Origin of the sequence: Streptomyces sp. NPDC059851, from assembly GCF_042732005.1 — a bacterium.
In the GTDB taxonomy this organism is placed as follows: Bacteria; Actinomycetota; Actinomycetes; order Streptomycetales; family Streptomycetaceae; genus Streptomyces.
The window spans coordinates 1-26,459 of the sequence record NZ_JBHWJJ010000088.1 but is presented as its reverse complement, the minus strand read 5'-3'; the positions used below and the strand labels follow the sequence as shown (position 1 = coordinate 26,459).

Annotated in this window: 25 protein-coding genes; 13 read left to right on the top strand and 12 right to left on the bottom strand. The window is 73.4% G+C overall.

The window, feature by feature from the left end; all coding sequences use genetic code 11:
- Nucleotides 1–80: 80 nt before the first annotated feature.
- Entirely contained in the window at nt 81–1,880 is a 1,800-nt protein-coding gene (locus ACFV7Q_RS25930) for a prolyl oligopeptidase family serine peptidase (RefSeq protein ID WP_385431754.1), read from the top strand.
- Between the two features lie 133 nt (nt 1,881–2,013).
- Entirely contained in the window at nt 2,014–2,931 is a 918-nt protein-coding gene (locus tag ACFV7Q_RS25925) for an SURF1 family protein (protein ID WP_385431752.1), read from the top strand.
- Here the strand turns inward: ACFV7Q_RS25925 and ACFV7Q_RS25920 are convergent.
- The 7 genes from ACFV7Q_RS25920 to ACFV7Q_RS25890 form a co-directional block, all read right to left on the bottom strand.
- The gene (locus ACFV7Q_RS25920; protein WP_385431750.1) at nt 2,900–4,012 is read right to left on the bottom strand and encodes a hypothetical protein; all 1,113 of its coding nucleotides are present in this window, start codon (nt 4,010–4,012) and stop codon (nt 2,900–2,902) included. The genes ACFV7Q_RS25925 and ACFV7Q_RS25920 overlap by 32 nt on opposite strands.
- Nucleotides 4,009–4,797: a SigE family RNA polymerase sigma factor gene (locus ACFV7Q_RS25915; RefSeq protein WP_385431748.1), complete on the bottom strand. Its 789-nt coding sequence runs from the start codon at nt 4,795–4,797 to the stop codon at nt 4,009–4,011. Before ACFV7Q_RS25915 ends, ACFV7Q_RS25920 begins: the two co-directional genes overlap by 4 nt.
- Nucleotides 4,798–4,967: 170 nt before the next feature.
- On the bottom strand, nt 4,968–6,041 hold the full coding sequence (locus ACFV7Q_RS25910) for an aspartate-semialdehyde dehydrogenase (protein ID WP_385431746.1): 1,074 nt from the start codon (nt 6,039–6,041) through the stop codon (nt 4,968–4,970).
- Nucleotides 6,038–7,318 carry an aspartate kinase gene (locus ACFV7Q_RS25905; RefSeq protein ID WP_360632353.1) on the bottom strand — a complete coding sequence of 427 codons (1,281 nt, stop codon included), beginning with the start codon at nt 7,316–7,318 and terminating at the stop codon, nt 6,038–6,040. Before ACFV7Q_RS25905 ends, ACFV7Q_RS25910 begins: the two co-directional genes overlap by 4 nt.
- 211 nt (nt 7,319–7,529) lie before the next feature.
- A complete protein-coding gene (locus tag ACFV7Q_RS25900; protein WP_385431745.1) occupies nt 7,530–8,186 on the bottom strand; it encodes a DUF5063 domain-containing protein in 657 nt (218 codons plus the stop codon).
- Nucleotides 8,179–8,778, bottom strand: a complete 600-nt coding sequence (recR, locus tag ACFV7Q_RS25895; RefSeq protein WP_385431743.1) for a recombination mediator RecR — start codon at nt 8,776–8,778, stop codon at nt 8,179–8,181. The genes ACFV7Q_RS25900 and recR overlap by 8 nt, the downstream gene beginning before the upstream one ends.
- A gap of 76 nt (nt 8,779–8,854) precedes the next feature.
- Nucleotides 8,855–9,199, bottom strand: a complete 345-nt coding sequence (locus ACFV7Q_RS25890) for a YbaB/EbfC family nucleoid-associated protein (RefSeq protein WP_385431741.1) — start codon at nt 9,197–9,199, stop codon at nt 8,855–8,857.
- Between the two features lie 255 nt (nt 9,200–9,454).
- Here ACFV7Q_RS25890 and ACFV7Q_RS25885 point away from each other — a divergent pair, with 255 nt between their 5' ends.
- On the top strand, nt 9,455–10,228 hold the full coding sequence (locus ACFV7Q_RS25885; RefSeq protein ID WP_385431740.1) for an SLATT domain-containing protein: 774 nt from the start codon (nt 9,455–9,457) through the stop codon (nt 10,226–10,228).
- Between the two features lie 57 nt (nt 10,229–10,285).
- Here ACFV7Q_RS25885 and ACFV7Q_RS25880 read toward each other — a convergent pair whose 3' ends face one another.
- From ACFV7Q_RS25880 to ACFV7Q_RS25865, 4 genes are all read right to left on the bottom strand, one after another.
- On the bottom strand, nt 10,286–10,936 hold the full coding sequence (locus tag ACFV7Q_RS25880) for a hypothetical protein (RefSeq protein ID WP_385431738.1): 651 nt from the start codon (nt 10,934–10,936) through the stop codon (nt 10,286–10,288).
- A 168-nt stretch (nt 10,937–11,104) separates the two neighbouring features.
- Nucleotides 11,105–13,687: a glycosyltransferase gene (locus tag ACFV7Q_RS25875; RefSeq protein WP_385431736.1), complete on the bottom strand. Its 2,583-nt coding sequence runs from the start codon at nt 13,685–13,687 to the stop codon at nt 11,105–11,107.
- A complete protein-coding gene (locus ACFV7Q_RS25870) occupies nt 13,684–14,364 on the bottom strand; it encodes a GntR family transcriptional regulator (protein ID WP_385431735.1) in 681 nt (226 codons plus the stop codon). The genes ACFV7Q_RS25875 and ACFV7Q_RS25870 overlap by 4 nt, the downstream gene beginning before the upstream one ends.
- Before the next feature lie 157 nt (nt 14,365–14,521).
- Nucleotides 14,522–15,889: an aspartate aminotransferase family protein gene (locus ACFV7Q_RS25865; protein WP_385431733.1), complete on the bottom strand. Its 1,368-nt coding sequence runs from the start codon at nt 15,887–15,889 to the stop codon at nt 14,522–14,524.
- Between the two features lie 159 nt (nt 15,890–16,048).
- Between ACFV7Q_RS25865 and ACFV7Q_RS25860 the strand changes: the two genes are divergently transcribed.
- From ACFV7Q_RS25860 to ACFV7Q_RS25850, 3 genes are all read left to right on the top strand, one after another.
- On the top strand, nt 16,049–16,696 hold the full coding sequence (locus tag ACFV7Q_RS25860) for a DJ-1/PfpI family protein (protein WP_385431732.1): 648 nt from the start codon (nt 16,049–16,051) through the stop codon (nt 16,694–16,696).
- Entirely contained in the window at nt 16,689–17,183 is a 495-nt protein-coding gene (locus tag ACFV7Q_RS25855) for a MarR family winged helix-turn-helix transcriptional regulator (protein WP_385431730.1), read from the top strand. Before ACFV7Q_RS25860 ends, ACFV7Q_RS25855 begins: the two co-directional genes overlap by 8 nt.
- A 131-nt stretch (nt 17,184–17,314) precedes the next feature.
- A complete protein-coding gene (locus tag ACFV7Q_RS25850) occupies nt 17,315–17,929 on the top strand; it encodes a LysE family translocator (protein WP_385431729.1) in 615 nt (204 codons plus the stop codon).
- Nucleotides 17,930–18,034: 105 nt separating this feature from the next.
- Here ACFV7Q_RS25850 and ACFV7Q_RS25845 read toward each other — a convergent pair whose 3' ends face one another.
- A complete protein-coding gene (locus ACFV7Q_RS25845) occupies nt 18,035–18,520 on the bottom strand; it encodes an HIT family protein (protein WP_385431770.1) in 486 nt (161 codons plus the stop codon).
- Nucleotides 18,521–18,801: 281 nt separating this feature from the next.
- On the opposite strand from ACFV7Q_RS25845, the gene ACFV7Q_RS25840 reads away from it, so the two are divergent.
- The 7 genes from ACFV7Q_RS25840 to ACFV7Q_RS25810 all read left to right on the top strand — a co-directional run bounded on the left by ACFV7Q_RS25840 (nt 18,802) and on the right by ACFV7Q_RS25810 (nt 26,399).
- Nucleotides 18,802–19,791 carry an alpha/beta hydrolase gene (locus tag ACFV7Q_RS25840; protein WP_385431727.1) on the top strand — a complete coding sequence of 330 codons (990 nt, stop codon included), beginning with the start codon at nt 18,802–18,804 and terminating at the stop codon, nt 19,789–19,791.
- Nucleotides 19,784–20,995, top strand: coding sequence for an acyltransferase (locus ACFV7Q_RS25835; protein ID WP_385431725.1), 1,212 nt, complete (start codon nt 19,784–19,786; stop codon nt 20,993–20,995). The genes ACFV7Q_RS25840 and ACFV7Q_RS25835 overlap by 8 nt, the downstream gene beginning before the upstream one ends.
- A 10-nt stretch (nt 20,996–21,005) precedes the next feature.
- A complete protein-coding gene (locus tag ACFV7Q_RS25830) occupies nt 21,006–22,313 on the top strand; it encodes a sensor histidine kinase (protein WP_385431723.1) in 1,308 nt (435 codons plus the stop codon).
- Between the two features lie 8 nt (nt 22,314–22,321).
- Nucleotides 22,322–22,999, top strand: a complete 678-nt coding sequence (locus tag ACFV7Q_RS25825; protein ID WP_385431722.1) for a response regulator — start codon at nt 22,322–22,324, stop codon at nt 22,997–22,999.
- Nucleotides 23,000–23,086: 87 nt separating this feature from the next.
- Nucleotides 23,087–24,427, top strand: coding sequence for a sensor histidine kinase (locus tag ACFV7Q_RS25820; RefSeq protein ID WP_385431720.1), 1,341 nt, complete (start codon nt 23,087–23,089; stop codon nt 24,425–24,427).
- Nucleotides 24,424–25,083 carry a response regulator transcription factor gene (locus tag ACFV7Q_RS25815; RefSeq protein WP_179176386.1) on the top strand — a complete coding sequence of 220 codons (660 nt, stop codon included), beginning with the start codon at nt 24,424–24,426 and terminating at the stop codon, nt 25,081–25,083. Before ACFV7Q_RS25820 ends, ACFV7Q_RS25815 begins: the two co-directional genes overlap by 4 nt.
- Before the next feature lie 119 nt (nt 25,084–25,202).
- Entirely contained in the window at nt 25,203–26,399 is a 1,197-nt protein-coding gene (locus tag ACFV7Q_RS25810) for a cytochrome P450 (protein ID WP_385431718.1), read from the top strand.
- The last annotated feature ends 60 nt before the right edge of the window (nt 26,400–26,459 follow it).

The following is a 26,459-nucleotide window of genomic DNA, read 5'->3' as shown; positions in this document are numbered from 1 at the left end:
CACTGTCCTACCGTTCCGGGCGGGCGGCATCCGCAGCGGCGACCGGCGGGCCGGCGCGTCCGATCGGGTTACATAGGGGTATGACTGACAACACGGCCATGGGCATGCCCGACTGGGAGAAGCGGTTCCGCGCACCGCGCGTCGGACTGCCCGACTGGGCCGAGGACGCCCCGCACCGCTCGCTGTTCGTCTCCAACGCGACGGGGACCTACGAGCTGTACGCCTGGGACCGCGCCACCGGCAGCCAACGGCAGGCCACCGACCGGCCCAACGGCACCACCGACGGGACCCTCTCCCCCGACGGGGAGTGGATCTGGTGGTTCTCCGACACCGACGGCGACGAGTTCGGCACCTGGGTCCGTCAGCCCTTCGCGGGCGGCCCCGACGAGCCGGCCGCCCCAGGCCTGAAGCCCTCGTACCCGGCCGGTCTCGCCATCGGCCGGGACGGTACGGCGGTCGTGGGCCGGTCCACCGACGAGGAGGGCTCCACCGTCCACGTGGTGCGGCCCGGCGGTGCGCAGCCGGTGGAGGTCTACCGGCACCGCGAGTCGGCGGGGGTCGGTGACCTGTCCCGGGACGGGACGCTGATCGCGATCGAGCACACCGAGCACGGCGACGCCATGCACTCGTCCCTGCGCGTGGTCACCCTCGACGGCAGCACGGTCGCGGAGCTGGACGACTCCCGGGGCGGCACCCTCGAACTGGGCCTGGAGGTCCTCGGCTTCGCCCCGGTCGCCGGTGACACGCGGCTGCTCGTCGGCCACCAGCGTCGCGGCCGCTGGGAGCCGATGGTGTGGGACGTGGCCACCGGCGCCGAGCAGGAGCTGCTGCTGGACCTGCCGGGCGACGTGAGCGCCGAGTGGTACCCGGACGGCTCGGCCCTGCTCGTCGAGCACGGCTTCGAGGCGCGCAGCGAGCTGTGGCGCTACGACCTGGCCGCGCAGGAGCTGACCCGGGTGGACACCCCGCCCGGCACGGTCTCGGGTGCGACGGCGCGGCCCGACGGGACGGTCGAGTACCAGTGGTCGTCGGCGGCCGAGCCCGCGGCGATCCGCTCGACGGCGGGCGGGGTGGTGCTGGAGCCGCCGGGCTTCCGGTCGCCCGGCTCGGTCCCGGTGGAGGACGTGTGGGTGGAGGGCCCGGGCGGGCGGATCCACGCGCTCGCGCAGCGGCCCGTCGGCCACGGCGAGGGCCCCTTCCCCACCGTGTTCGAGGTGCACGGCGGTCCGGCCTGGCACGACTGCGACGCCTTCGCGGCCGCCCCGGCGGCCTGGCTGGACCACGGCTTCGCGGTGGTCCGGGTCAACTACCGCGGCTCGACGGGGTACGGCCGCGAGTGGACCGACGCCCTCAAGCACCGGGTCGGGCTGATCGAGCTGGAGGACATCACCGCGGTCCGGGAGTGGGCGGTGGCCTCGGGCCTGGCCGACCCGGCCCGGCTGGTGCTCTCGGGCGGCTCGTGGGGCGGGTACCTGACGCTGTTGGGCCTCGGCATGCAGCCGGAGGCCTGGGCGGTGGGGCTGGCCGCCGTACCGGTGGCCGACTACGTCACGGCGTACCACGACGAGATGGAGGCGCTGAAGGCCCTGGACCGCACCCTGTTCGGCGGCACGCCGGAGGAGGTCCCGGAGCGGTTCGTGGCGTCCTCCCCGCTGACGTACGTGGACGCGGTGCGGGCCCCGGTGCACATCGCGGCGGGCGTGAACGATCCGCGCTGCCCGATCCGGCAGATCGACAACTACGTCGACCGGTTGGCGGCGCGGGGCGCGGTGCACGAGGTGTACCGCTACGACGCCGGGCACGGCTCGCTCGTCGTGGAGGAGCGGATCAAGCAGGTCAGGATGGAGATCGACTTCGCGCTGAAGCACCTGCCCCGCTGATCCTGGGGTTCCCCCGGCGGGTTCGGCGGTGGTTCCGCGGCGGAGTTCCGCGGCGGAGCAGCCGGGGCTTGCGGGCGGTGGCGGGCCAACCCCCGCCACCGTGATCGCGGTGCACCCCCCGTACGGTGGTGGGGTGCACCGGTTTCTCCTGACCCCGCGCTGGTGGGGGATCAACGTCTTCGTCGCGCTCGGCGTTCCCGTCTGCCTGTTCATGGGGTCCTGGCAGCTCGGCCGGTTCGAGGACCGCGTCGACACCCACCGGCAGGCGGCCGAAGCGCGCCCCGCCGATGAGGCCGCCGCGCCGCTGGACTCGCTGCTTCCGGTGGACAAGAGGACCTCCGGTCGTCTCGCCACCGTCGCCGGGCAGTACGCCGACCAGCTGCTGGTCCCGGAGCGGCGGCTCGACGGGAAGGTCGGCTTCTACGTCCTGACGCTGCTGAAGACCGACTCCGGCAAGACCGTTCCGGTCGTACGGGGTTGGCTGCCGGGCACGGCGGATCCCGGCCGGGTGCCGGCCGCGCCGGCCGGGCGGGTCGAGGTGACGGGGGCCCTGCAGCCCTCGGAGACCTCCACCAGCAAGGGCGTGCACTCCCAGGGCGGGCTGCCGGCCGGGCAGCTCGGCGTGATCGGGGCGGCCTCGCTGGTCAACCTGGTGCCGTACGAGCTGTACGACGCCTGGCTCACGGTGCAGACCCCGGCGGACGGGATGACGCCGGTGCCCGCGAAGGCGCCGACCAACACCGGGCTGGACCTGAAGGCCTTCCAGAACCTGGGCTACACCGGCGAGTGGTTCGTCTTCGCCGCGTTCGTGCTGTTCATGTGGTTCCGGTTGTACCGCCGAGAGGTGGAGACCCTGCGCGACGCCGAGGCGGGGCTGCTGCCCGCGGTCGGCGCCGCTGCCGGGGGAGCCGCGTCCGCAGTCTCGGGTTCGACCGTGGACGAGGACGCGGCCCCGGCACCCGCGTCGGCCCCGGCACCCGCGTCGGCCCCGGCACCCGCGTCGGCCCCGGAGGAGCCCGTCAGGGCCTCTGCGCCGCGTCCAGCGGAATGACGCCCGTCCGGTAGACCGTGCCCCCGCAGGCCGCCGGGATCGTCGTCCGGGTGGTCGGCGCCGGCGCGCCCGGGACCGCCGTGGCGGGGGTGTGGGACACCGCCACGCCGGTGGTGTCCGCGGGGCTGGCGGGCTGCGCCACCGGGTCGGCCGCGGCCGTGCCGTCCGCCGCCTGCTGCTCCTGCGGCGCGGTGCCCGACGACGGCTGGGACGCCGGGGTGGGGGTGGCCGCCGGGCAGGACATCCCGGAGGGCACCCAGGCGAAGCGGACCTCGTACGCCGCGTACGGCTGGAGCACCAGCGACGGCGCCTCCGCCGACGGATCGGGCAGCCCCGGCGCCGCATCGCCCGCGGTGTGGCCGACGACGGTGACGGCCGGGGTCCCACCGGGCGCGGAGGCGCTCACGGAGGCCGCGGTCACCGTGTCCGGGCCGGCGACGCTGCACCCGCGGGCCGAGACGTTGGTGACCTTGAAGCTGCCGTACACCTTCCCGTCGGCCTCCGGGGCCTTCGCACTGGCCTGCACTCCGAGCTGGTCCGCGCTGCATCCGGGCGCGGCGGGGGACGCCACCGGGGGCATCGGGCCGCCGGAAGGCCCGGTCACGCCGCCGGTGCCGCCGCCCGCGGAGGGGTCGGCCGTGCTGCCGCCGGACGGGGAGCCGTCGGCCGTGGGGTCCGAGTCGGCGGCGGTGCCGCCGTGGTGACCGGGACCCGCGTCGGCGTCCTTGGGCTGCTTGGCTGCGTGGCCCTTGCCCGCGTGGTCGTGGCCGTGGCCGCCGGCGCCCTGCGAGGTGCCGGCGTCCTCGCCGTGTCCGGCCATCGCCGAGTGGTCACTGACGCTGCCGTCGCCGCCCGTGATGCCCATGTGCAGGGCGGTGGGCAGGACGGTGCCGGCCAGCACGGCGGCCGCGGCGGCGCCGACGAGGGCCCGCCGCTTGCGGGCCCGGCGGGCGGGGACGGCGGACCGCAGGCGGTCCAGGGAGCCCGTGGAGGGCTCCAGGCCGGCGACGGCGGCGTGCAGCAGGGTCCGCAGCTCCTGCTCCTCGCCGGCCCCGTCCGGGCGCGTGTGGTCGTCCATCATGACTGTTGAGCCTCCATCGCCACCCGCAGCGCGGCAATGCCCCGCGATCCGTACGCCTTCACCGAGCCGAGCGAGACGCCGAGGGTCTCGGCGACCTGGGCCTCGGTCATGTCCGCGAAGTACCGCAGCACCAGCACCTCGCGCTGGCGCCGCTGGAGTCCGCGCATCGCCTTGATGAGGTCGTCCCGTTCCAGCTGGTCGTACGCGCCCTCCTCGGCGCTGGCCATGTCCGGCATCGGCTTCGACAGGAGCTTCAGGCCGAGGATGCGGCGGCGCAGGGTCGAGCGGGAGAGGTTGACCACGGTCTGCCGCAGGTACGCCAGCGTCTTGTCGCGGTCCCGGACCCGGCTGCGGGCCGAGTGGACGCGGATGAACGCCTCCTGGACGACGTCCTCGCAGGAGGCGGTGTCGTCGAGGAGCAGCGCTGCCAGGCCCAGCAGCGAGCGGTAGTGGGCCTGGTAGGTCTCGGTGAGGTGGTCGACCGTGGTGCCGGCCACGACCTCGGGCGGCGCGGTGGCAGCGGTCTCGGCGCCGGTCCCGCCGGTCCCTTCCGTCGCGTCGTCCGTGTCGTTCGCGTCGGGGTCGGCGGGTCCCGCGCTACCGCGGGGCACGGGTACGCGGCTGCCCCGCGCCGGCAGGGCGGGCAGGACGGGGCCGGGCGGCACGGTCGGCGGGACCGGGACGGTCACCGGGAGCCCGCCGGTCGTCCGGGCGCGCCGGCGCGGCGGTGCAGCGATCGTGCTGCGCACCGGTGCGCTGCCGTGTACGAGTAGTGCCTCTGCCACGCCAGTTGGACACGCGTCCCCCCACCAGGGTTGTACGCGCGAGGCGGACCGGCCAGCACCATCCTCATTGCCCTCATGCGTACTCGTTCTTCCCGATCGCCCCCGTCCGTCCAGCGGCAGTCAGGCCATCACCTTGATCAAGGGATCAGCACCTGATCCTACAAAGTGCATTACGCGAATTCATCAGCGATCAGTTCCGCAATGCGCGCGGCGTTCAGGGCGGCGCCGCCCTGGAGGTTGTCGGCGCACACGAAGAACTCCAGCGAGCGCGGGTCGTCGAGGGAGGACCGCAGCCGTCCCACCCAGGCCGGATCCGTTCCCGCCGCGTCCACGGGGGTCGGGAACTCTCCCGCCGCCGGTTCGTCCACGACGACCACGCCGGGCGCGGCCTGGAGGACCTCGCGGGCCCGCCCGGCGTCCACCGGGGCGGCGAACCGGGCCCGTACGCTCAACGAATGCCCGGTCAGCACGGGCACCTGGACGCAGGTCACCGCCACCGGGAGGGCGTCCACCCCGAGGACCCGGCGGGTCTGGGCCCGTACGGCCAGCTCGTGGGTGGACCAGCCGCCCTCGCCCAGCTCCCCGGACCACGGGACGACGTTCAGCGCGAGCGGAGCGGCGAACGGGCCGGTGTCCTCGCCGACCGCGCGCCGCACGTCCCCGGTCATCTCGCCCAGCGCGGTCCCGGCGACCGTCGACAGCTGCCGGCGCAGCGCCTCGGCGCCGGCCCGCCCGGCGGCGCTCGCGGCCTGGTACGAGGACACGGTCAGGTCGGCGAGTCCGTACTCGGCGTGCAGCGCGCCCAGGGCGGCGGTCATCGCGGCGGTGACGCAGTCCGGGCTGGCGACGATACCGCGCGGCCGGTGCCGTACGGCCGCGGCGTTGACCTCGGGCACCACGAGGGGCACGTCGGGGTCCTCGCGGAAGGCCGCGGACCGGTCGACGACGACGGCACCGCGCGCGGTGGCGACGGGCGCCCAGCGGGCCGAGACCTCGGCCGGGGTCAGGAAGACCACGACGTCGCCGTGGCCGAGGCCCTCGAAGGCGTCCTCGGTGAGGGCGAGCACCTCGACCTCCTCCGCGCGGACGGCCAGCATGCGGCCGGCCGAGCGCGCGGAGGCGATCAGGCGTATGTCGCCCCAGACGTCCGCCCGCCGGGACAGGATCTGAAGCAGGACCGTTCCGACCGCCCCGGTCGCCCCGACCACGGCGAGCGCCGGGCCGGAGGACCGGGCTGCAGTCATCGTCCGGTGCCTCCGTAGACGACGGCCTCGTCGCTGTCGGAGTCGAGGCCGAAGGCCGTGTGGACGGCGACGACCGCGGCGTTGACGTCGTCCTGGCGGGTGACCACCGAGATGCGGATCTCGGAGGTGGAGATCAGCTCGATGTTGACGCCCGCGTCGGACAGCGCCTGGAAGAAGGAGGCGGTGACGCCCGGGTGCGTCTTCATGCCCGCGCCGACCAGGGAGATCTTGCCGATCTGGTCGTCGTAGCGCAGGGAGTCGAAGCCGATCTGCGCCTTCGCCTTCTCCAGGGCGTCGATGGCCTTGTGGCCCTCGGTCTTGGGGAGGGTGAAGGAGATGTCCGTCAGGCCGGTGGCCGCGGCGGACACGTTCTGCACGATCATGTCGATGTTGATCTCGGCGTCCGCGATGGCGCGGAAGATGGCCGCGGCCTCGCCCGGCTTGTCCGGAACGCCGACGACGGTGATCTTGGCTTCGGAGACGTCGTGGGCGACTCCGGAGATGATGGCGTGCTCCACCTGCTCGTCCCCTTGCGACTCGGGCTTCTCGTTGCTGACCCAGGTACCCGGCAGTCCGGAGAAGGACGAGCGGACGTGGATCGGGATGTTGTAACGGCGCGCGTACTCCACGCAGCGGTGCAGCAGCACCTTGGAACCGGAGGCGGCGAGCTCCAGCATGTCCTCGGAGGAGATCCAGTCGATCTTCCGGGCCTTCTTCACCACGCGCGGGTCGGCGGTGAAGACGCCGTCGACGTCGGTGTAGATCTCACAGACCTCGGCGTCCAGCGCCGCGGCGAGCGCGACGGCGGTCGTGTCCGAGCCGCCGCGGCCCAGCGTGGTGATGTCCTTGCTGTCGGCGGACACGCCCTGGAAGCCGGCGACGATGGCGATGTTGCCCTCGTTCAGCGCGGTGCGGATACGGCCCGGCGTGACATCGATGATGCGCGCTTTGTTGTGGACCGAGTCGGTGATGACGCCTGCCTGGCTGCCGGTGAACGACTGGGCCTCGTGGCCCAGGTTTTTGATCGCCATGGCCAGCAGGGCCATGGAGATCCGCTCTCCGGCGGTCAGCAGCATGTCGAACTCGCGTCCGGCAGGCATCGGCGACACCTGCTCGGCGAGATCGATCAGCTCGTCCGTCGTGTCGCCCATCGCGGAGACCACGACGACCACCTGGTGGCCGTTCTTCTTGGCATCCACGATCCGCTTGGCGACGCGCTTGATGCCTTCGGCATCGGCTACGGAGGAGCCTCCGTACTTCTGCACGACAAGGCCCACGTGCGCTCCTCGGTCAGTTGCGTCTCATTGCGGGTGCAGTCTAACGAGCAGCCGCAACCCGGCCGCTTCGAGCCACATCATGAGACGGAAGGACCAGGGGTCGGGTTCCCGCCACCGCCCGCCCGACCCCGTGCACGCCCGCTCGTTCCCGTCGGTTCCCGCCGGTTTCCATTGGTTCCCGCAGGTTCGAGCTTATTTCCGCTGGTTCCCGTTAGCTCCCGTGCACGCCGAGCCGGGTGCCGATCTCCTCGGCCATTACGCGGCCCGCCTGTTCGGCGAGGTCGTCCTCGGTCAGGTCCTCGTCCGTGTCCAGCCCGTCGAGGGCCTCCAGCGGCTGGTCCAGGCGTACGTGCGCGACGAGCGACTGCAGGGCGCGCAGCGTCGCGGAGGCCGTCGAGCCCCAGTTGGAGAAGTACGAGAACTGCCACCACCACAGGGCCTCGGCCGTCCGGCCCGCCCGGTAGTGCGCCAGGCCGTGCCGCAGATCGGCCACCACGTCGGCGATGTCGTCGGAGATCCGGTGGGCGACCGGCGCCTTCCGCGGCTCGTACGGGTCGAAGACCTCGGAGTACACGTCGATCGGGTCGAGCAGGTACGCGAACCGCTCGCGCAGCTCGTCCACGTCCGGCTCCGGGCCCAGGTCGGGCTCGTAGCGCTCGTCCGGCAGGACGTCCTGGTACGCGCCGAGCCGGCCGCCCGCCAGCAGCAGCTGGGAGAACTCCAGCAGGAGGAAGGGCACCGCGCTGTCCGGGTCCTCGCCCTTGGCCACCTCGGTGACCGCGACGATGAACGACTCGATCTGGTCCGCGATCTGGACGGCGAAGTCGTCCGGGTCCTGGGCCAGGGCGTGCAGCGTTGCGTCAGACATCGAGAAGTCGCCTTCCTTCAAAGGCCCGCCCGAGCGTGACCTCGTCCGCGTACTCCAGGTCTCCCCCGACGGGGAGCCCGCTGGCCAGGCGGGTGACCTTCAGGCCCATGGGCTTGATCATGCGCGCGAGGTACGTGGCCGTGGCCTCGCCCTCCAGGTTCGGGTCGGTGGCCAGGATCAACTCGGTCACCTCGCCGTCCGCGAGCCGCGCCAGCAGCTCGCGGATGCGCAGGTCGTCCGGGCCGACGCCCTCGATCGGGCTGATCGCGCCGCCCAGGACGTGGTACTTGCCCCGGAATTCGCGGGTCCGCTCGATCGCGACCACGTCCTTCGGCTCCTCCACCACACAGATCACCGCGGTGTCGCGGCGCGGGTCGCGGCAGATGGTGCACTGCTCCTGCTGCGCGACGTTCCCGCAGACGGAGCAGAAGCGGACCTTCTCCTTGACCTCCAGGAGCGCGTGCGCGAGGCGCCGCACGTCGGTCGGCTCCGCCTGCAGGATGTGGAAGGCGATCCGCTGCGCGCTCTTGGGCCCGACGCCGGGCAGCCTGCCCAGCTCGTCGATCAGGTCCTGGACCACGCCTTCGTACAACGGACTGCCTTCTTTCTCTGCTGCTGGGGAGGGGTGGGGGGCGGGGGCCGCGGGGGCCCGGGCCGTGGGGTCGGGCCTAGAACGGCAGGCCGGGGATGCCGCTGCCGCCGCCCAGTCCCTGGGCGAGGGGCCCCAGCTTCTGCTGCTGGAGCGCCTGGGCGTTCTCGTTGGCCGCCTGGACGGCCGCGACGACCAGGTCGGCCAGGGTCTCGGTGTCCTCCGGGTCCACGGCCTTCGGGTCGATCACGAGTGCGCGCAGCTCACCGGAGCCGGTGACGGTGGCCTTGACGAGGCCGCCGCCCGCCTGGCCCTCGACCTCGGCGCGCGCCAGTTCCTCCTGGGCCGCAGCCAGGTCCTGCTGCATCTTCTGGGCCTGCTGGAGCAGCTGCTGCATGTTGGGCTGTCCGCCACCGGGAAACACGGGTCACTCACTCCGTACCGTCGGAACGCTTGGTCAATCCGAGCCTACGTGCTCGCCGCGCGCAGCGCCCTACGCCGTGAGGACCAACTCTTTCGAGTGAGTGGCCCGGCGTGCGCATCGCTGATGAGGACCTTCTTGCGGGCGGAAATCCGGGGGTTCTCCGCCCATCGGCCGTCATTCGAAGGTAGGAAGAGCATGCGCATCATTGCGCACACGCGCACCACCACACGTCAGCGCAGGCAGAGGGAGTGCCGGGTGAGCCAGCCGGAGATGCAGCCCGAGGGGCCACCCCGGGATCCCCTGGAACCCCGGGACTCCCCGGGATCTCGGGAGGAGGGCGGCGGGCCCATGGCGGCGGGCGATCTGACCGGCGGACCGTTCCCCCTCGGGGACTGGGGGGAGCCCGCCGAGCGGCTGGACGAGCTCTACCGGCGGGTCGAGGCGGATGCGCTGCGTACGGCGGAGTGGTACATGTCCGACCGCGCGTGGAAGCGTCGGGGTGCCCGGATCCTCCGGGTGGGGGCTGCCGCGGGGGCGGTCGTGGGCGCCGCGATGCCGCTGCTGGAGCTGACCGGGGCCGCCCCCGGCGCCACCACGTACGGCTGTCTCTCGCTGCTGCTCGCCGCGGCCTGTGTGGCCTGCGACCGGTTCTTCGGCCTGACCTCGGGCTGGATGCGGGACGTCGCCACGGCCCAGGCGGTGCAGCGCCGGCTCCAGACCCTCCAGTTCGACTGGGCCTCGGAGAACGTACGGGAGGTCCTGGGCCCCACCGAGGGCACCGCGAGCGAGGCCGCGGAGCGCTGCCTGACGGTGCTGCGGCGGTTCTCGGAGGACGTGACCGAGCTCGTACGCTCCGAGACCGCCGAGTGGATGCTGGAGTTCGGCTCGGGGCCCGCGCCGCTGGTGCTGCAGTCGCTGGGCTCCCCCGCCCCGCGTCCCGAGGCCGGGATCCCGCACACGCGGTTCCCGCTGATGCCGGGGACCCGGCCCAACATGCCGCGGCAGCGGCCGCCGGAGCAGCCCCGGTGAGGGCCCCGCAGAGGGCCCCGGCCGGCCGCGGCCCGGCCAGCCGGCCCGTGGCTCCCATCAGCTGAAGATGATCATCGAGCCCTGCCCGAGACTGCGGGTCGCTGCCGCGTGCAGGCCCAGCCACACGTGCCGTTCCCGGGCGAAGGGGCTGTCATCGTACGGAACCGGACCCGCCGGCTCCTCCAGCGCGGTCGGCCGTCCGGGCGGGGCCGGCGCCACCGGCGGGTTCGCCGGATCGATCCCGATCGCCGGAGCCACCACCGCCAACTCCCGCAGCAGCCCCTGCGCCGATCCCAGCGGCCCGCCCGCGGCCAACAGCTCCTCGTTCGCCAACGGCGCCGCGAAGTCCACCGGGACGTACGCCCCCGCGTGGTCGTAGTGCCACACCAGGTGCGACTGCTGGGCCGTGGCCTCGAACATCTCCAGCAGATGCTCGTAATCCCCGCCCAGCCCGTCCACCGGGGTCACCGGCAGCCCGCAGACCTGCAGCAGGTACGCCCGCCGCAGGAAGTGCAGGGCGTCGTAGTCGAAACCGGCGACGGGGGCGACGTCCCCGCTGAGGCCCGGCATGTAGGCGAACACCGGCACGGACGGCAGTCCGGCCTCGCCCAGCGCCCTGTCGTACGAGGCGATCTCTTCCGCGAAGGGGTTGTCGGGGCTGTGGCACAGCACGTCGACAAGGGGGACCAGCCACAGGTCACAGGCCACTCGGGCTCCGATCAGTCGTTGCCGTCGATGCCGCCAGCGTAATGCGCCGGACACCCTCCGCGAAGGCTTGCGCAGAACCCGGTCCGGCGGGGGCCGGGTTCTGCGTCGGTTCTGCGCCGGTTTCGCGCCGGTCATGCGCCGGTCATGCGCCGCTTCCCGCGACGGCGGCTACGGCTGCGGCCGCACCCCGCCCGGGACCGAATCCGGCCGGGTTCCGACCCGCCACACCCACACGTCCTGCACCTGCTCCGGCTGCTGCTCCAGCAGCTCGCTGATCAGGCCCTTCAGCTCGTCCGACCGGTCCTGGAACGGCAGCACCAGCGCGCCCGCCTTCCAGTGCTCCAGGTCCTGCCGGGCCTGTTCCCGCCACTGGGGCGTCACCTCGGGCGGCGCGGCCCCGTAGCGGACGTCCCGCAGCAGGTTCGACAGGTGGCGCGGGGGCGCCCCGTAGATGCCCGTCCGCTCCGGCCCCCACGGGCCGTTGAAGTAGCCCCCGGCGAGCCGGAACCCGAAGTCCGCCTCGACCTGCCAGTGCAGGGCGTCGGCCTGGCCCGGGTCGGGCAGCGGTACCGGAACGAGCGCCTCGCCCGGGTGGACGTAGCTCTTCCAGGCGCCCGAGGTGACGAACGCGGGCACCGGCGCACGGTCCCGTACCGCCAGCGGCAGCGGCAGGACCGGGATCAGCGCCGCCGCCACCGCCAGCAGGCCCGCAGCGCGCAGCTCGCGGCCGGGCACCTGCGCGATCCGGTCGAGCGCGAGGGCGAGCAGGATGCCCAGGACGGGCGCGCACACCATCGCCACCCGGCCTTCGATGACCGACTCGAACAGCGGCATCTTCGCGAGCAGCGCCCAGGGCCCGGGGAGCACGAGGTCGGTGCGCGGTACGGGTACCCGCGGCCCGAGGGACAGCAGCAGCGCCACGGCTCCGGTGATGGCGAGCGCGCGGACGGCGGGGCGCCGCCACATCCACACGCAGACGGCCGTGCCGAGGGCCAGCAGCGGCCAGCCGTAGAAGGCGTTCTGCTCGGTGGTGTTCATCGAGAGGCGGCCCGCTGTCTCGGCGTCGCCGAACAGGGAGCGTGCGGCGTACTCGATGAGGGCGAGCGGGCTGTTGCCCGCGTTGTCCCCGTGCAGGACGGAGTGGTAGCTCTGCGGGCCGAGGAACTGCCAGTACAGCGGGAAGGCCAGCAGCGGCAGGCACACGGCCAGCGCGATCCCCAGGCCCCTCAGGAGCGGGCGCGCGGCGGTCAGGGCGCGGCGGCGGTCCACGGCCAGGTAGGCGAGGCAGAAGACCAGCATGCCGAGGGCGGCGATGAGCAGCGGCTCCTCGCCCACGAAGATCTGGTACGCGGCGAACAGCCCGAGCAGCACCCCGTCGCGGACCACGTTCCGCCCCTCGACGAGGCGCAGCGCCCGGTCGACGATCAGCGGGAGCATGAAGAGCACGACGAAGTTCGGGTGGCCGTTGGCGTGCGAGACCATCGGCGGCGCGAACGCCGCGAGCGCCCCGCCGACGGCCGCCGCCCAGCGGTTCGGCGTGAAGCGGCGGCGGATCAGCCAGTACCAGGTCCAGGCGCTGGCGGCCATGCCCAGGGTCAGGACCAGGGCGAACGTGACGGTCTCGCCGAACAGCAGCGTGACCGGTATGAGCGGCACGGTCAGGCCGAGCATCGTCGCGTTCGCCATCAGGTTCACGCCGTCGGGCATGCCCTGGGCGGTGGTGAAGAGCGGATTGCGCAGGTGGGTGATGTTGTCGGTGGCGACGCCGACGAACCACTCCCACTGGTTCTGGTCCTGGAGCGCGTCCTTGAGGTAGCGGCCGTCGAGGTCGGCCCACAGGCCGTGGAAGACGTAGAAGGAGAGGGCCAGGAAGACGGCGGCGACGGTGAGGCCGCCGGCGTTCAGGCGCAGCAGGTCCCCGAACGCCCGGCTGAGATCGGCGGCGCTGCGGCGGGCCCGCGGCTGTCCGTCGCCCCGCGGGGCGCGGCGGCGGCGCACCGGGACCTCGACGACCGCACCGGCTCCGGCGCGGCGCCGCAGCAGCCGGGTGACCTCGGCGTCGACGGCCGGGCCGTCGAGGGTCGAGGCGGCGAAGACGGCCCGCGCCCGGTCCCCGTCGAAGAGGGCGAAGCCACAGGTGTCGGGGCGGAACCCGGGGATCCCGGGCACGCCGAGGGCCCGCACGAGGCGGCTCCCGGTCCGACCGAGGACGGCGGCGGGGGCTTCGGCGGCGAGGGAGTCGGACTCTGGGGCGGCGGCGTCGGACTCTGGGGCGGCGACTGGTTCTAGGGCGGCGGCGGCCAGAAGCGGTTCGAGCCGGCCCAGCTCGTCGAGCGGGGTGCCGAGGCCGGCGTCGGTCAGCAGCACCCGCCGCCCGGTGGTGGCCGCCACCCCGGTGCGCAGGGCCGCGCCCCTGCCGCGGGGCCCGGGCCCCTCCAGGCGGAGCAGCCGGATCCGCGGGTCACCGTCGGCCGCGGCCCGGGCGGCGGCCGCGGTGTCGTCCGCGGAGCCGTCATCGACGACGACGAGCTCCCAATCGCCGGGGTCGCTGCCGGAACGGGCGTCGAGGTACTCGCGTACGGCGGTGACGGCCGCACCGATGCGGTGGCCGTCGGTGCGGGCGGGGATGACGACGGACAGGCCGACCGGCCCGGCTGCCGCGCGCTGCGCCGCCGCGGCGACGCCGACGCCCGTACCGGTGCCCGTACCGGTGCCCGTGCCCGGGTTCTGGTTCACGCTCGGGCCGGTCATGAGGCGACCGGCTTCAGGGTCGCGGCCCAGTCCAGGCTGTGCTGGTTGTAGGCGTGCACGAGGCGGCGCACCTCGTGGGCGTCCACCCGCGCCACCGCGTCGACCAGCTCGTCGTGGCCCGCCCACAGCCCGGCGTGCAGGTCCGGTGCCGCCTTCAGGTGCGGCACGGCGAAGGCCCAGCACTGCACGCGGATGCGGTGCAGGAACTCCGAGATGTACGTGTTGCCGACCAGCCCGCTCAGCTCCCTCCAGAAGCGCAGGTCGTAGCCGATCAGCACTTCGAGCGAGCCGCTCTGTGCGGCCCGACACGCCTCCTCGGCCCGACGGCGCACCGACACCAGCATTTCGCCCGAGCCGGGCGCTGTGCCGCGCTCCACGAGCCGCCGGAAGATCCCGTCGACTATGAGCGTACGGGCCTCGATCATCCCCCGGAAGTCGTCCAGGGTGTAGACGCGCACGCGGAAGCCCCGGTGCTGCACCGACTCCAGCAGCCCCTGGGCGGACAGGTCGACCAGCGCCTCGCGGACCGGGGTCGCTGAAACCCCGTACTGCTCGGCGATCTGTTTGACCGTGAACTCGGTGCCCGGGGGCAGGCGTCCCGCCAGCACCTCGTCTCGCAGCGCGTCCGCGATCTGCTGGCGAAGTGTGTTGCGGGTGACAGCGGCGCCGCCTGGCATAAGGGTCCGTCTCCTTCGGTGAACTTCGGACACCTTAGGCCAGGCGACGCGGCCGAAACCGTTCGATTCACGGACGTTATGAGGATCTATACGTACATACAGATCACCAGGGCTCCACCGCCCCGGTGATCAGGCCGCTCCGGTCAGTCGAACCGCCTCAGCCGGCGGCCGTGGTGTGCCGGTCGGCGACGGTCAACGCCTCGTCGAGGAGCGCCAGCCCCTCCTTGGCCTCCGCCTCCGAGACGGTGCACGGCGGGACGACGTGCACCCGGTTCATGTTGACGAACGGCCACAGGCCCGAGGCCTTGCAGGCCACGGCGAACTCGGCCATCGGCGCGTTGTCGGCGCCCGCAGCGTTGTACGGGACCAGCGGCTCGCGGGGCCGCCGGTCGCGTACGAGCTCCACGGCCCAGAACGCGCCCAGGCCCCGGACCTCCCCGACCGACGGGTGCCGCTCGGCGATCTCGGCGAGCGCCGGGCCGATGACGTTCCGACCGAGGTGGGCGGCGTGCTCGACCACGCCTTCCTCCTCCATGGTGGCGATGGTCGCCACGGCGGCGGCGCAGGCCAGGGGGTGGCCGGAGTAGGTCAGTCCGCCGGGGTACGGGCGGGTGGCGAACGTCTCGGCGATGGCCCCCGAGATCGCGACGCCGCCGAGGGGGACGTAGCCGCTGTTCACGCCCTTGGCGAAGGTGATCAGGTCGGGGGTGACGCCCCAGTGCTCGGCGGCGAACCACTTCCCCGTGCGCCCGAAGCCGGACATGACCTCGTCGAGGATGAAGACGATGCCGTAGCGGTCGCAGAGCTCGCGTACGCCGGCCAGGTAGCCGGCGGGCGGGACCATGATCCCGGCCGTGCCGGGGACCGTTTCGAGGATGATCGCGGCGATGGAGGCCGGCCCCTCGAAGACCACGGTGTCCTCCAGGTGGCGCAGGGCGCGCTCGCACTCCTCGGTCCCGGTGGCGGCGTGGAACGGGGAGCGGTAGAGGAAGGGACCCCAGAAGTGCACGACCCCGGCGGCGCCGGTGTCGGAGGGCCAGCGGCGCGGGTCGCCGGTCAGGTTGATCGCGGCGGCGGTGGCGCCGTGGTACGAGCGGTACGCGGACAGCACCTTGGGCCGGCCGGTGTGCAGCCGGGCCATCCGCACCGCGTTCTCGACGGCCTCGGCGCCGCCGTTGGTGAAGAACACCTTGTCCAGGTCGCCGGGGGTGCGCTCGGCGATGAGGCGGGCCGCCTCGGAGCGGACGTCGACGGCGAAGCCGGGCGCGAGGGTGCACAGGCGGCCGGCCTGCTCCTGGACGGCGGCGACGACCTTCGGGTGCTGGTGGCCGATGTTGGTGTTCACCAGCTGGGAGGAGAAGTCGAGGTAGCGGTTGCCGTCGTAGTCCCAGAAGTAGGAGCCCTCGGCCCCGGCCACGGCCAGCGGGTCGATGAGGTCCTGCGCGGACCAGGAGTGGAAGACGTGCTTGCGGTCGGCGGCCTTGACGGCGACTCCGTCCGCGTCGAGGGGGAGGTGCGGGGTCATGCGGCCACGCTAGGAGTGCGCAGGTCGGAGGGGACATCGGCGGACTGTATGGACCGTGGCCCCGCCCCTCGGCAGTCTGTCGCCCGCACCCATCCATTGACAGCATGCTGCATAAATGACAGCCTACTGTCATACCCCTTCCAGCAAGGAGGCACGTCCATGAACGGCACGACGGAGTCGGCGCGGACAGTGGCGAAGCGGATCCACCTCGCGGTCTACGACACGTACGCGGACTGGGAGACCGGCCACACCACGGCACATCTGACCCAACGCGGCCACCAGGTCCGTACGGTCGCACTAGCGGCGGAGCAGCCGGTCACCACCATGGGCGGCGTCCGCATCCAGCCCGACATGGCCCTGGCGGACCTCAAGCCCGAGGACTCCGCCCTCCTGATCCTGACGGGCGCGTCCCTGTGGGACACCAGCGACGAGCTGGCGCCGTTCGCGGAGAAGGCGCGGGAGTTCCTGGCGGCCGGCGTACCGGTCGCGGCGATCTGCGGCGCCACGGCGGGCCTGGCCCGCGCGGGCCTGCTGGACGACCACCACCACACGAGTGCGGCCGCCGCGTACCTGTCCGAGCAGCCGGGCTACGGGGGCGCCGAACGGTACGTGGAGGCCGACGCGGTGACGGACGGCAGCCTGATCACGGCGGGGCCGACGGAGCCCGTGGCGTTCGCCCGCGAGGTCTTCGCGCAGCTGGGCGTGTACCAGCCGGAGGTCCTGGACGCGTGGTACCGCCTGTTCCACGATTCGGACGAGAGCGCGTTCCCGGTCCTCATGGCGGCGGCGGAGCGCGGCGATGCGTGAACCGGCGCCCGCGCCCGCCGCAGCACCGCAGCCGCTCTCGCTGCGCGCCCGCCAGGACCTGCTCAGCCGCACCGCCCTGGGCGTCTTCGGCCTGAACGGACGCTTCCTCGCCCTGTCGGAGGAACTGGCCCGGCCGGCCGGGCTGACGGCGGCGCGGTGGCAGGTACTGGGCGCCGTCCTCAAGGAGCCGCTGCCGGTGGCGGGCATCGCCCGCGCCATGGGGATCACCCGGCAGAGCGTCCAGCGCATCGCGGACCTGCTGGCCGCCCAAGGCCTGGCGGAGTACGTACCCAACCCGGCGCACCGGCGCGCGAAGCTGCTCCGCCCGACGGAGGCGGGTCGCGCCGCGATCACCCGCATCAACCCGGGCCACGCCGCCCTGGCCGCGGCCCTGGCGGAGCGCCTGGGCGACGACGCGTTCCGCGAAACGGTGGCAGCCCTCGACCGCCTCACCGCGGCCCTGGACACCCTCCCCGCCCCCGACTGACCGCACCTCGACCTGGGCCAGCACCCTCCACTTGGCCAGCACCCTCGACCTGGCCAGCACCCTCCCCCGGCCTGCGGCCCCCTGACGCCGTACGCCCTACGCCGCCCCCTGCCACTGGCAGACTGGGCGGCGTGCTCACGCAACTCCTCACCGCGACCGGCGTCCTGGCACTCCTCACCCTCGTCCCCGGCCCCGACATGGCCATCGTGACCAGGCGCGCCGTCGCCCGGGGCCGCGCCGACGGCTTGCGCACCGTGGCCGGGATCACCGCCGGCCTGCTCCTGTGGGGTGCGCTCACCGTCGCAGGCCTCGCCGCGCTGCTCGCGGCCTCGGCCGAGGTCTACCTCGTGGTGAAACTCGCAGGCGCCGCCTACCTGTGCTTCCTCGGCATCCAGTCCCTGCGCCGCCCGGGCGCGGACCCCGCTCCCGAAGGCACCGCCCGCGGGTCCGACGCCCTCGGCGCCTGGCGCACCGGTCTCGTCAGCAACGCCCTCAACCCCAAGATCGCCGTGTTCTACACGGGCCTGCTGCCCGCCCTCGCCCCGTCCGGCCTGCGCCCCGCGGCGGGCATGGCCCTGCTGGTGCTGGTCCACGTGCTGCTGACGGTGGCTTGGCTGGGCACGTACGTGTACGTCCTCTCCCGCGCCCGGCGGTTCTTCGGCAGGCCGTGCGTGCGCCGGACCTTGGACCGGGTGACCGGGGTGGTCCTGATCGGCTTCGGCATCCGGGTCGCGACGGCCCCGTAGCCCTCGGCGCGCCCCCCACCAGCCCGACCGCACCCACCGGCTCGGCGGGTCCGGACCCGCCGACGGGCCCGGATCCGGACCCGCCGCGGGCCCGGACCCGCGCCGTCAGCCCGCCGCGCTCCCGCCCAGTCGGTCGAGTTCCTCTCCGATGGCCGTCCGCAGCCCGTCGTGCCGGGGGCCGAGCTCGTGTTCGCTCCCCCTCCAGTACTGCTCCTCGTACAGCCAGACGGGCAGCCGGACCCGGTCGGCCGGCTCCCAGTCGTAGCGCGGCCAGACGTGGGCGTGGAGATACGGGTCGGCGTTGCCCAGGATCTCGATGTTCACCCGGCGGAACGCCGGGTCGAGCCGCCGGCAGGCCCGCTCGACGGCCTCGGCGAGCCGTTCCATGTCGCCGAGGTACGCGGCCCTGCGCGCGCGGGGCAGGTCGGAGAGCCGGGTCACCGATGGGTCGTCGGTCAGCAGTAGCGCGTACCCGGGGAGGAACTGCCGGTCGCCGATCACGGCGAAGCCCTGGTCGAGGCGGCGCAGGACGGTCGGGTTCTCACCCCGGTGGGCGCTGCCTATGCGGTCGTTGCGCCAGTCGTCGTCGATCACACCGCCCACCGTAGCGGCCGGGTTCGGTCACGCGCCGGCCCCTGGGATGCATCCCCGGGGATGATGCACTCCTCCTCCCGAACAGCGTTGCCTGGCTCTCAGGTTGCCCCCGTCATACCTGAGAGCTATCCGCGAAGGCGGCTCCCCAGCGGGACGCCGACCAGGCCCTCCGATTTCTAACTTGGAGACCAGAAAGCGCAGAAGAGGCGGCAACCGCAGGCCGCTCGGAGGAGCCGATGGGCGCCGCGCGCCGGCCAGCGAAGGAGCAGGGGACCGCCATGACCCGCCTCGAAGGACGCCCCGGAGAAGGCTCTGGAGGACGCCGGACCGCAGGCCGCCTGCGCGGCCGTCTGGGCCGCACCTTGCTGGCGGGCCTCGTCGCCGCGGCCGTGGCCGTCCCCGTGTCCGCCGCCGCCTCCCCGGGTGTGCCGGCGCCGATACCGGCAGCGCTCGCCGAAGGGGCCGCGCCCAGGGAGGCGTACGCCGCGAACCTCGCCAACCTCGCCGAGGCGGCCCGCACGGCCCGGGACGCCGGCCGCAGCGGCCGCGCCGATCGGCTCCACGCCATGGAGGTGGAGGGGACCGCGCAGTTCCTGGCCTTCGACGGCCGGGGCAGAGGGCGCGCCGTCGAGGTGTTCGGCGACCTGGAGACAGCCGACCGGATCACCGTGCTGGTGCCCGGCTCCGACACCACCCTGGACACCTACCAGCGGTTCAGGGCCGGGGCGGTCACCCTGCAGCAGCGCCTGCAGGCCGAGCACACCCGCTCGGCCGTGGTGGCCTGGCTCGGCTACGACACGCCCGGCACCGTCAGCGCGACCGTACTCACCGCCGACCGGGCGCAGGAGGCCGCGGCGGAACTGGCGCCGTTCCTGCGCCGCTTGGAGCAGGTCTCCGTCCCCGGCGCCCGGCTCTCCCTCTTGTGCCACTCCTACGGCTCGGTGGTCTGCGCCCGTACCGCCACCGGGCCCAAGGTCGGCGACATCGCCGTGTTCGGCAGCCCGGGCACGGGCGCGGCTTCCGCCGCCGAGCTGCCCACTGCTGCGCGGGTGTGGGCCGGCCGCGGCGGCAACGACTGGATCGGGCGGGTCCCACACGTACGCGTCGGCGCCGTCGGGTTCGGCACCGATCCCGTCGCCCCCGCCTTCGGCGCCCGCGTGTTCGCGGCCGGGCCGGTCGGTCACAGCGACTACCTCAAGCCCGGAACCGCCTCCCTCGACAGCCTGGCCCGCATCGTCCTCGGCACCCTGGAGGCCCCCCGTGCGTAGTCTCCGCGCCCGCTGGTACGCCCTGGCCGACCGAGTGGACGCGGCCACACCCGCCGACCGGGACCGGACCGTGGACGCGCTGCGGGCCCTCGCCATCCTCGGGGTGGTGCTGGGGCACTGGCTGGTCACCGCCCTGACCACCGCCGACGGCGGCCTGAAAACCACCAGCCCGCTGTCGCTGATGCCCTGGCTGGCGCCGGTGTCCTGGGTGTTCCAGACACTGGCCGTGTTCTTCCTCGTCGGCGGCCACGTCGCCGCCCGCGGCCATGCGGCGGCGCGCGAGCGCGGGTTGTCGTACGGCGCCTGGGTCGGACAGCGCCTGTCACGGCTGTTCCGGCCCGTCGCCGCGGTGCTGGCCGTGTGGGCCGTCGCCGCGGCCGGGATGCTGCTCGGCGGGGCGGAGCAGCAGACCGTGCACGCCCTGCTCCGGCTCGTCCTCTCCCCGCTGTGGTTCCTCCTCGTCTTCGCCGTGCTCACCGCCGCCACCCCGCTCGTGGCCCGTCTCAACCCGCTGTGGCCGCTGGCCGTGGTGGCGGGCGTCGACATGTGGCGGTTCGGGCCTGGCGCACCCGCGTGGGTCGGCTGGGTCAACGTGGCCGCCGGCTGGCTCGTCCCCTACACCCTGGGAGCGGCCTGGTCCCGGGGTGCGTTCACGCGGCGCACCCCGGCCGCGCTGCTGCTGGGCGGTGGCGCCGCCGGTACCGCCGCGCTCGTCCTGTGGGGCGGCTACCCGGCGTCCATGGTCGGGGTCCCGGGGGCGGCGATATCGAACCTGAACCCGCCGACCCTGGCCGCGGCCACCTTCGGCCTCGCCCAGTGCGGGCTGGTCCTGCTCCTGCGGGAGCCGGTGGCCCGGGCCGTGCGGCGGCCCCGGTGGTGGGCGGCGGTGGGGCTGGCGAACCTGTCCGCGATGACGATCTTCCTGTGGCACCAGACCGCGATGATGGCCGTCACCACGCTCGGCCTGCTGGCCCCCGCCGATCTGCCCGGGCTGCACACCGTGCCCGACTCTCCTGAGTGGATAGCCGCCCGACTGCTGTGGCTGCCGGTGTTCGCCGCCGCGTTGGCCGTGTGCTGGACCGCGTTCCGCGCGTACGAACAGGCCCGGCGGCCCCGCCGGGGCGCCCCTTCCCGTGCGGTCGCCGGCTCCGCCGGCCCGGACGCAGAACGAGCGGCGACCGAGGAGATGATCGCTCATGCCTAGTCTGGGCGGCGTGAACGATGCGAGCGACACCACGGCCATGGACACGGCCCCGACCTCGACGCCCGCCCGAGTCCTGCTGCGAACGCTCGCCCTGGATCTGCTCACCGTCGCGTGGGACCCGCTGCCCCGGCTGTCCCGGCCCCGCTGGCTGGCCTGGCTGCCGCATTGCGTGATCGGCTACATCGGAATCTTCTGCACCTTCCTCACCGCCGCGCACATGGACGACCACTACGGCGTCACCGGCGGCCACCCGCTGGTGCCGGCACTGGCGACGGGCGGGTCGGTCCTGCTCGCGATGTTCCGGCCGATCGCCGGCTGGTGGCTCGGCCTACTGGCGGCCGGGCTGGTCGCGGCACAGATCCACGACCGGGTCGGGAACGGCCAGACCTGGCCCTGGACCTCCGGCGGGATGTTCCCGTTCGCCGTGGTGCTGCTGCTGGTCGCGCTGCGCGTGCCGCCCCGGGTGACCGTCGCCGTCATCGGTCTGTCCGTCGGCCTCACCGGCCTCGCCGAGCTCCTGTTCAAGCCGGAACACGGCCAGAGCACCGTCCCCGGCGTCGCGTTGCTCTTCGGCTTCGTCGGGGTGCTCGGGTACGCCCTGCGGGCCACCCGGCTGGCCCGCACCAAACTCGTCGAGCAGGAGACGCTCACCGAGGAGGAGCGCGCGCAGCGCACCCTGCTGGAAGAGCGCAGCCGCATCGCCCGCGAACTGCACGACGTCGTCGCCCACCACATGTCGGTGATCTCCATCCAGGCGCAGGTCGCCCCGCACCTGGTCGAGAATCCTTCCGAGGAGCTCAAGGAGAACCTGGCGGGCATCCGGGAGAACGCGCTGGAGGCGCTGACGGAGCTGCGCCGGGTGCTGGGCGTGCTGCGCTCCGAGCACCCCGAGGACGCGGCGAACCCGCACCACCCGCAGCCCACGCTCGCCGAACTGGACGGCCTCGTCGACAACGTGTGCAGCGCCGGCCTGACCGTCGCCACGGAGATCGCGGGGATACGGAGGCCGCTCGCGCCGGGCGTCGAGCTGACCGCGTACCGGATCGTGCAGGAGGCGCTGAGCAACTGCCTGCGGCACGCGCCCGGTTCACGCGTCGAAGTGGGCATCGCGTACGGGCCGCACGAGCTGCACCTGTGCATCGCCAACACCGCCCCGACCCGCCCGGTGCCGCCCTCGCAGGGGGCGGGGCACGGGCTGCTCGGCATGCGGGAGCGGGCGGGCATGCTGGGGGGCGAGCTGGCCGCCGGTCCGCGGCCCGGCGGAGGGTACGAGGTGAGCGCCGTGCTCCCCATGGATCCAGCGACGAAGAAGGGCTGAACACAGAGATGACGACGCCGGCCGACCCGATCCGGGTGATGATCGCCGACGACCAGATGATGGTCCGGCAGGGTTTCACCGTCCTCTTGAACGCACAGCCGGACATAGAGGTCGTCGGGCAAGCCGTGGACGGCGTCGACGCGGTGGCGAAGACGGCAGAACTCGCGCCCGACGTGGTCCTGATGGACATCCGCATGCCCGGCATGGGCGGTATCGAGGCGACGTCCGCCATCACCACCGCCGGCTCCGCCGTGAAGGTGCTGGTCCTGACCACGTTCGACCTCGACGAGTACGTGTACGAGGCCCTGCGCGCCGGGGCCTCCGGCTTCCTGCTGAAGGACGCCTCGGCCGACCAACTCGCCGAGGCGGTGCGGGTGGTGGCGGCCGGGGAGGCGCTGCTGTCGCCGAACATCACCAAGCGGCTGATCACCGAGTTCTCCCGGCTGGGGGCACCGCGGGCGCCGTCGAAGGCCCGTATCGCGGAGCTGACGGAGCGGGAGACCGAGGTCCTGGCGCTGATCGCGCAGGGCCTGTCCAATGCGGAGATCGCGGCGCGGCTGGTGGTCGCCGAGCAGACGGTGAAGACCCATGTGGGCCGGATCCTGGTGAAACTGGGCCTGCGCGACCGCACCCAAGCGGCGGTGTACGCGTACGAAACGGGTCTGGTCCGTCCGGCGGGCTACTGAAGGCGGCGCGTAGTACCTGAGGGGGAGGCCGGTAGATCCCCTTCGGCGGCGACGCGGACGACGGGAAGGGCGACCTACCGTGGGGGCATGACCGAGACGACCACATCCGGGGCCCCGCCCCGGTCCCCCGAGTTCCGGCTGGCTTCCAACCTGCTGCAGGGCCTGCGCGAGGACCTGGTGACGGATGCCTTCGCGTACCGGCCGCTACCGCCGATGCGCACGGACGGTCTGCTGGTGCGTTGGCTCCCGCAGCGGATACGCAGGCGGTTGGCGCACCTGCCGCATGCCGTGGTGGGCGCGGTGACCCTGTTCGTGCTGCTGCTCGCCTCGACCAGCAGTGGCACCGACTGGGCGCTCGGCAGTCTCGTGGTGGGGCTGATAGCGGCCGCGCCGGTCCTGATGACGCTGATACGTCCCGTGGGGGCGTTCTGGGCGGCGCTCCTGGCCACCGGGGTGCTCTCCCTGGCCGGCTCGGACGTGGGCATATGGCCCCGGTCGCCTGGTGCCTTCGTGATGTACCTGTTCGTGGTGACCGTTGTGGCGATGCGGACCCGGCCCCGGGCCGCCGGCTGGATGTGGCTGATCACCCTGCTGGTCGGGTTGGTGATCCCCACGCTGATCGGGCTGGGCGAGCCGGAGAACGTGGCGCCGATGGCCTTCCTGCTGGCGGTGTCCCTGCTGGTGGTGACGGTCCGCAACGTCCGCAGGGAGGCTGCTGAGGAGGTCAGCGCGCAGCAGGAGGTGACGGCCGTCGAGCGGGACCGCCGTACCCTGCTGGAGGAGCGCACGACCATCGCGCGCGAGCTGCACGACGTGGTGGCGCACCACATGTCGGTGGTGGCGATCCAGGCGGAGGCCGCGCCCTACCGGGTGAAGAACCCGCCGCCGGAGCTGGAGGCCGCGTTCGCGACGATCCGGGAGAACGCGGTGGCGGCGCTGACGGAGCTGCGCCGGGTGCTGGGCGTGGTCCGCTCCGCGGACTACGAGGCGCCCGACGCGCCGCAGCCGACGCTGGCCTCGCTGGAAGGGCTGCTGGCCAATGTGCGCGCCGCCGGGCTGAGCGTGGAGAAGACGGTGACGGGCGCAGTGCGGGAACTGCCGCAGGGTGTCGAGCTGTCGGCGTACCGGATCATCCAGGAGGCACTGAGCAATACGTTGCGCCATGCTCCGGGGGCGGCGGCCGGCGTGGAGGTCAGCTATGTGCTGGGCGGGCTGGGCATACGGGTGGTCAACGGGAAGCCGACCGGGGACGTGCGGCCCTCGCCGGGCGCCGGGCACGGGATCACGGGGATGCGGGAGCGGGTGGCCATGCTGGAGGGGGAGATGACGGCCGGGGAGACGGAAGCGGGAGGGTACGAGGTGGCGGTGTTCATACCGGTGCGCGGACGGCAGGAGCCGGCCCAGGACACGGCGCAGGCCCCGGCATGACGATCAGGGTGCTCATCGTCGACGACCAGATGATGGTCCGGGAGGGCTTCTCCGTCCTGCTGAACGCGATGGACGGGATCGAGGTCGTCGGGGAGGCGGTCGACGGCCGCGAGGCCATCGACCGGGTCGCGGCGCTGCGGCCGGACGTGGTGCTGATGGACATCCGGATGCCGGTGATGAACGGGTTGGAGGCGACGCGGGAGATCGTCGCCGCGGACACGGACGCGAAGGTGCTGGTCCTGACGACCTTCGACCTCGACGAGTACGTGTACCAGGCGCTGCGGGCGGGGGCCTCCGGGTTCCTCCTCAAGGACGCCTCGGCCCGGCAACTCGCCGAAGGGGTGCGGGTGGTCGCGTCCGGGGAGGCGCTGCTGGCGCCGACGGTCACCAAGCGGCTGATCCTGGAGTTCTCGAAGCTCTCGGCGGCGCCGCGGCTCGCCGGCTCGGCGGCGGTCGAGGCCCTGACGGAGCGGGAGACGGAGGTACTGGTGCTGATCGCGCAGGGCCTGTCCAATGCGGAGATCGCGGACCGGCTGGTGGTCGCCGAGTCCACCATCAAGACGCATGTGAGCCGGATCCTGGTGAAGCTGGGCCTACGGGACCGGACCCAGGCGGCCGTGTTCGCGTACGAGACGCGTCTCGTGACGCCGTCCTAGCGGGGCGCTGCACCGTAGGGGGTGTGCTCGGGGCGGATGCGTGGTGCGCGGGTGCGGCGGGCCGGCGGGCCGGCGAGCGGCGGACGGCGAGCGGCGAGCGGTCTGGCTAGGCTTCGACAATGGGCTTTGATCCGTGGGATGCCGAGTTCGTCGCCGATCCGTACCCCGCTTACCGGGATCTGCGGGCGCAGGGCCGGGCGATCTGGTGGGAGGCCACCGGGCAGTGGCTGGTGCCGCACTACGCCGATGTGAGCGCGCTGTTGCGCGACCGGCGGCTGGGGCGGACCTACCTGCACCGGTTCTCCCACGAGGAGTTCGGACGCCAGGCCCCGCCGCCGGAGCACGAGCCGTTCCACGTGCTGAACGGCAACGGCCTGTTGGACCTGGAGGATCCGGCGCACGGCCGGGTGCGGCGCCTGGTGTCGAAGGCGTTCACCCCGCGGACGGTGGAGCGGCTCGCGCCGGCCGTGGAGCGGCTGGCGGCGGAGTTGGTGGGGCGGCTGCTCGCGGACGGCGGCGGGGACTTGCTCACCGTCGTGGCCGAGCCGCTGCCGGTGGCGGTGATCGCGGAGCTGCTAGGGGTTCCGGGGGCGGACCGGGGGCTGCTGCGGCCGTGGTCGGCGGACATCTGCGGGATGTTCGAGCTGCGGCCGGACGAGGAGACGGCGCGGCGGGCGGTCCGGGCGAGCGTGGAGTTCAGCGCCTATCTGCGGGAGCTGATCGCCGAGCGGCGGGGGCGGCCCGGCGAGGACCTGATCTCCGGGCTGATCGCCGCCCATGACGAGGAGGGCCGGCTCAGCGAGCAGGAGATGATCTCCACCTGTGTGCTGTTGCTGAACGCCGGGCACGAGGCGACGGTGAACACCACCGTCAACGGCTGGTGGGCCCTTTTCCGGAACCCGGCCCAGCTGGCCGGGCTCCGTCCCGAAAAGTTGTCCACAGCTGTGGATGAATTGATGCGCTACGACACACCCCTGCAGATGTTCGAGCGGTGGGTCCTCGACGACATCGAGGTCGGGGGCACGGTCATCCCCCGCGGGGCGGAGGTCGCCCTGCTGTTCGGCTCCGCGAACCGGGACCCCTCCCGCTTCGAGGACCCGGACGTGCTGGACCTGTCCCGCTCCGACAATCCCCACCTGAGCTTCGGCGCGGGCATCCACTACTGCCTGGGTGCGCCCCTCGCCCGCCGGGAGCTGGCGGCGTCCTTCGGCGCGTTCCTGGCCGAGGGGGTCCCGCCGCTGAAGCTCGTCCGCGAACCCGAATGGCAGCCGGGCTACGTCATCCGCGGCCTGCGCGAGCTCCTCGTCGAGTTCTGACGGGAGGACGGACATGCGCCGACGGGCCCCCCCCCGACCGCCGGGGCCGGCTGCGCGTTT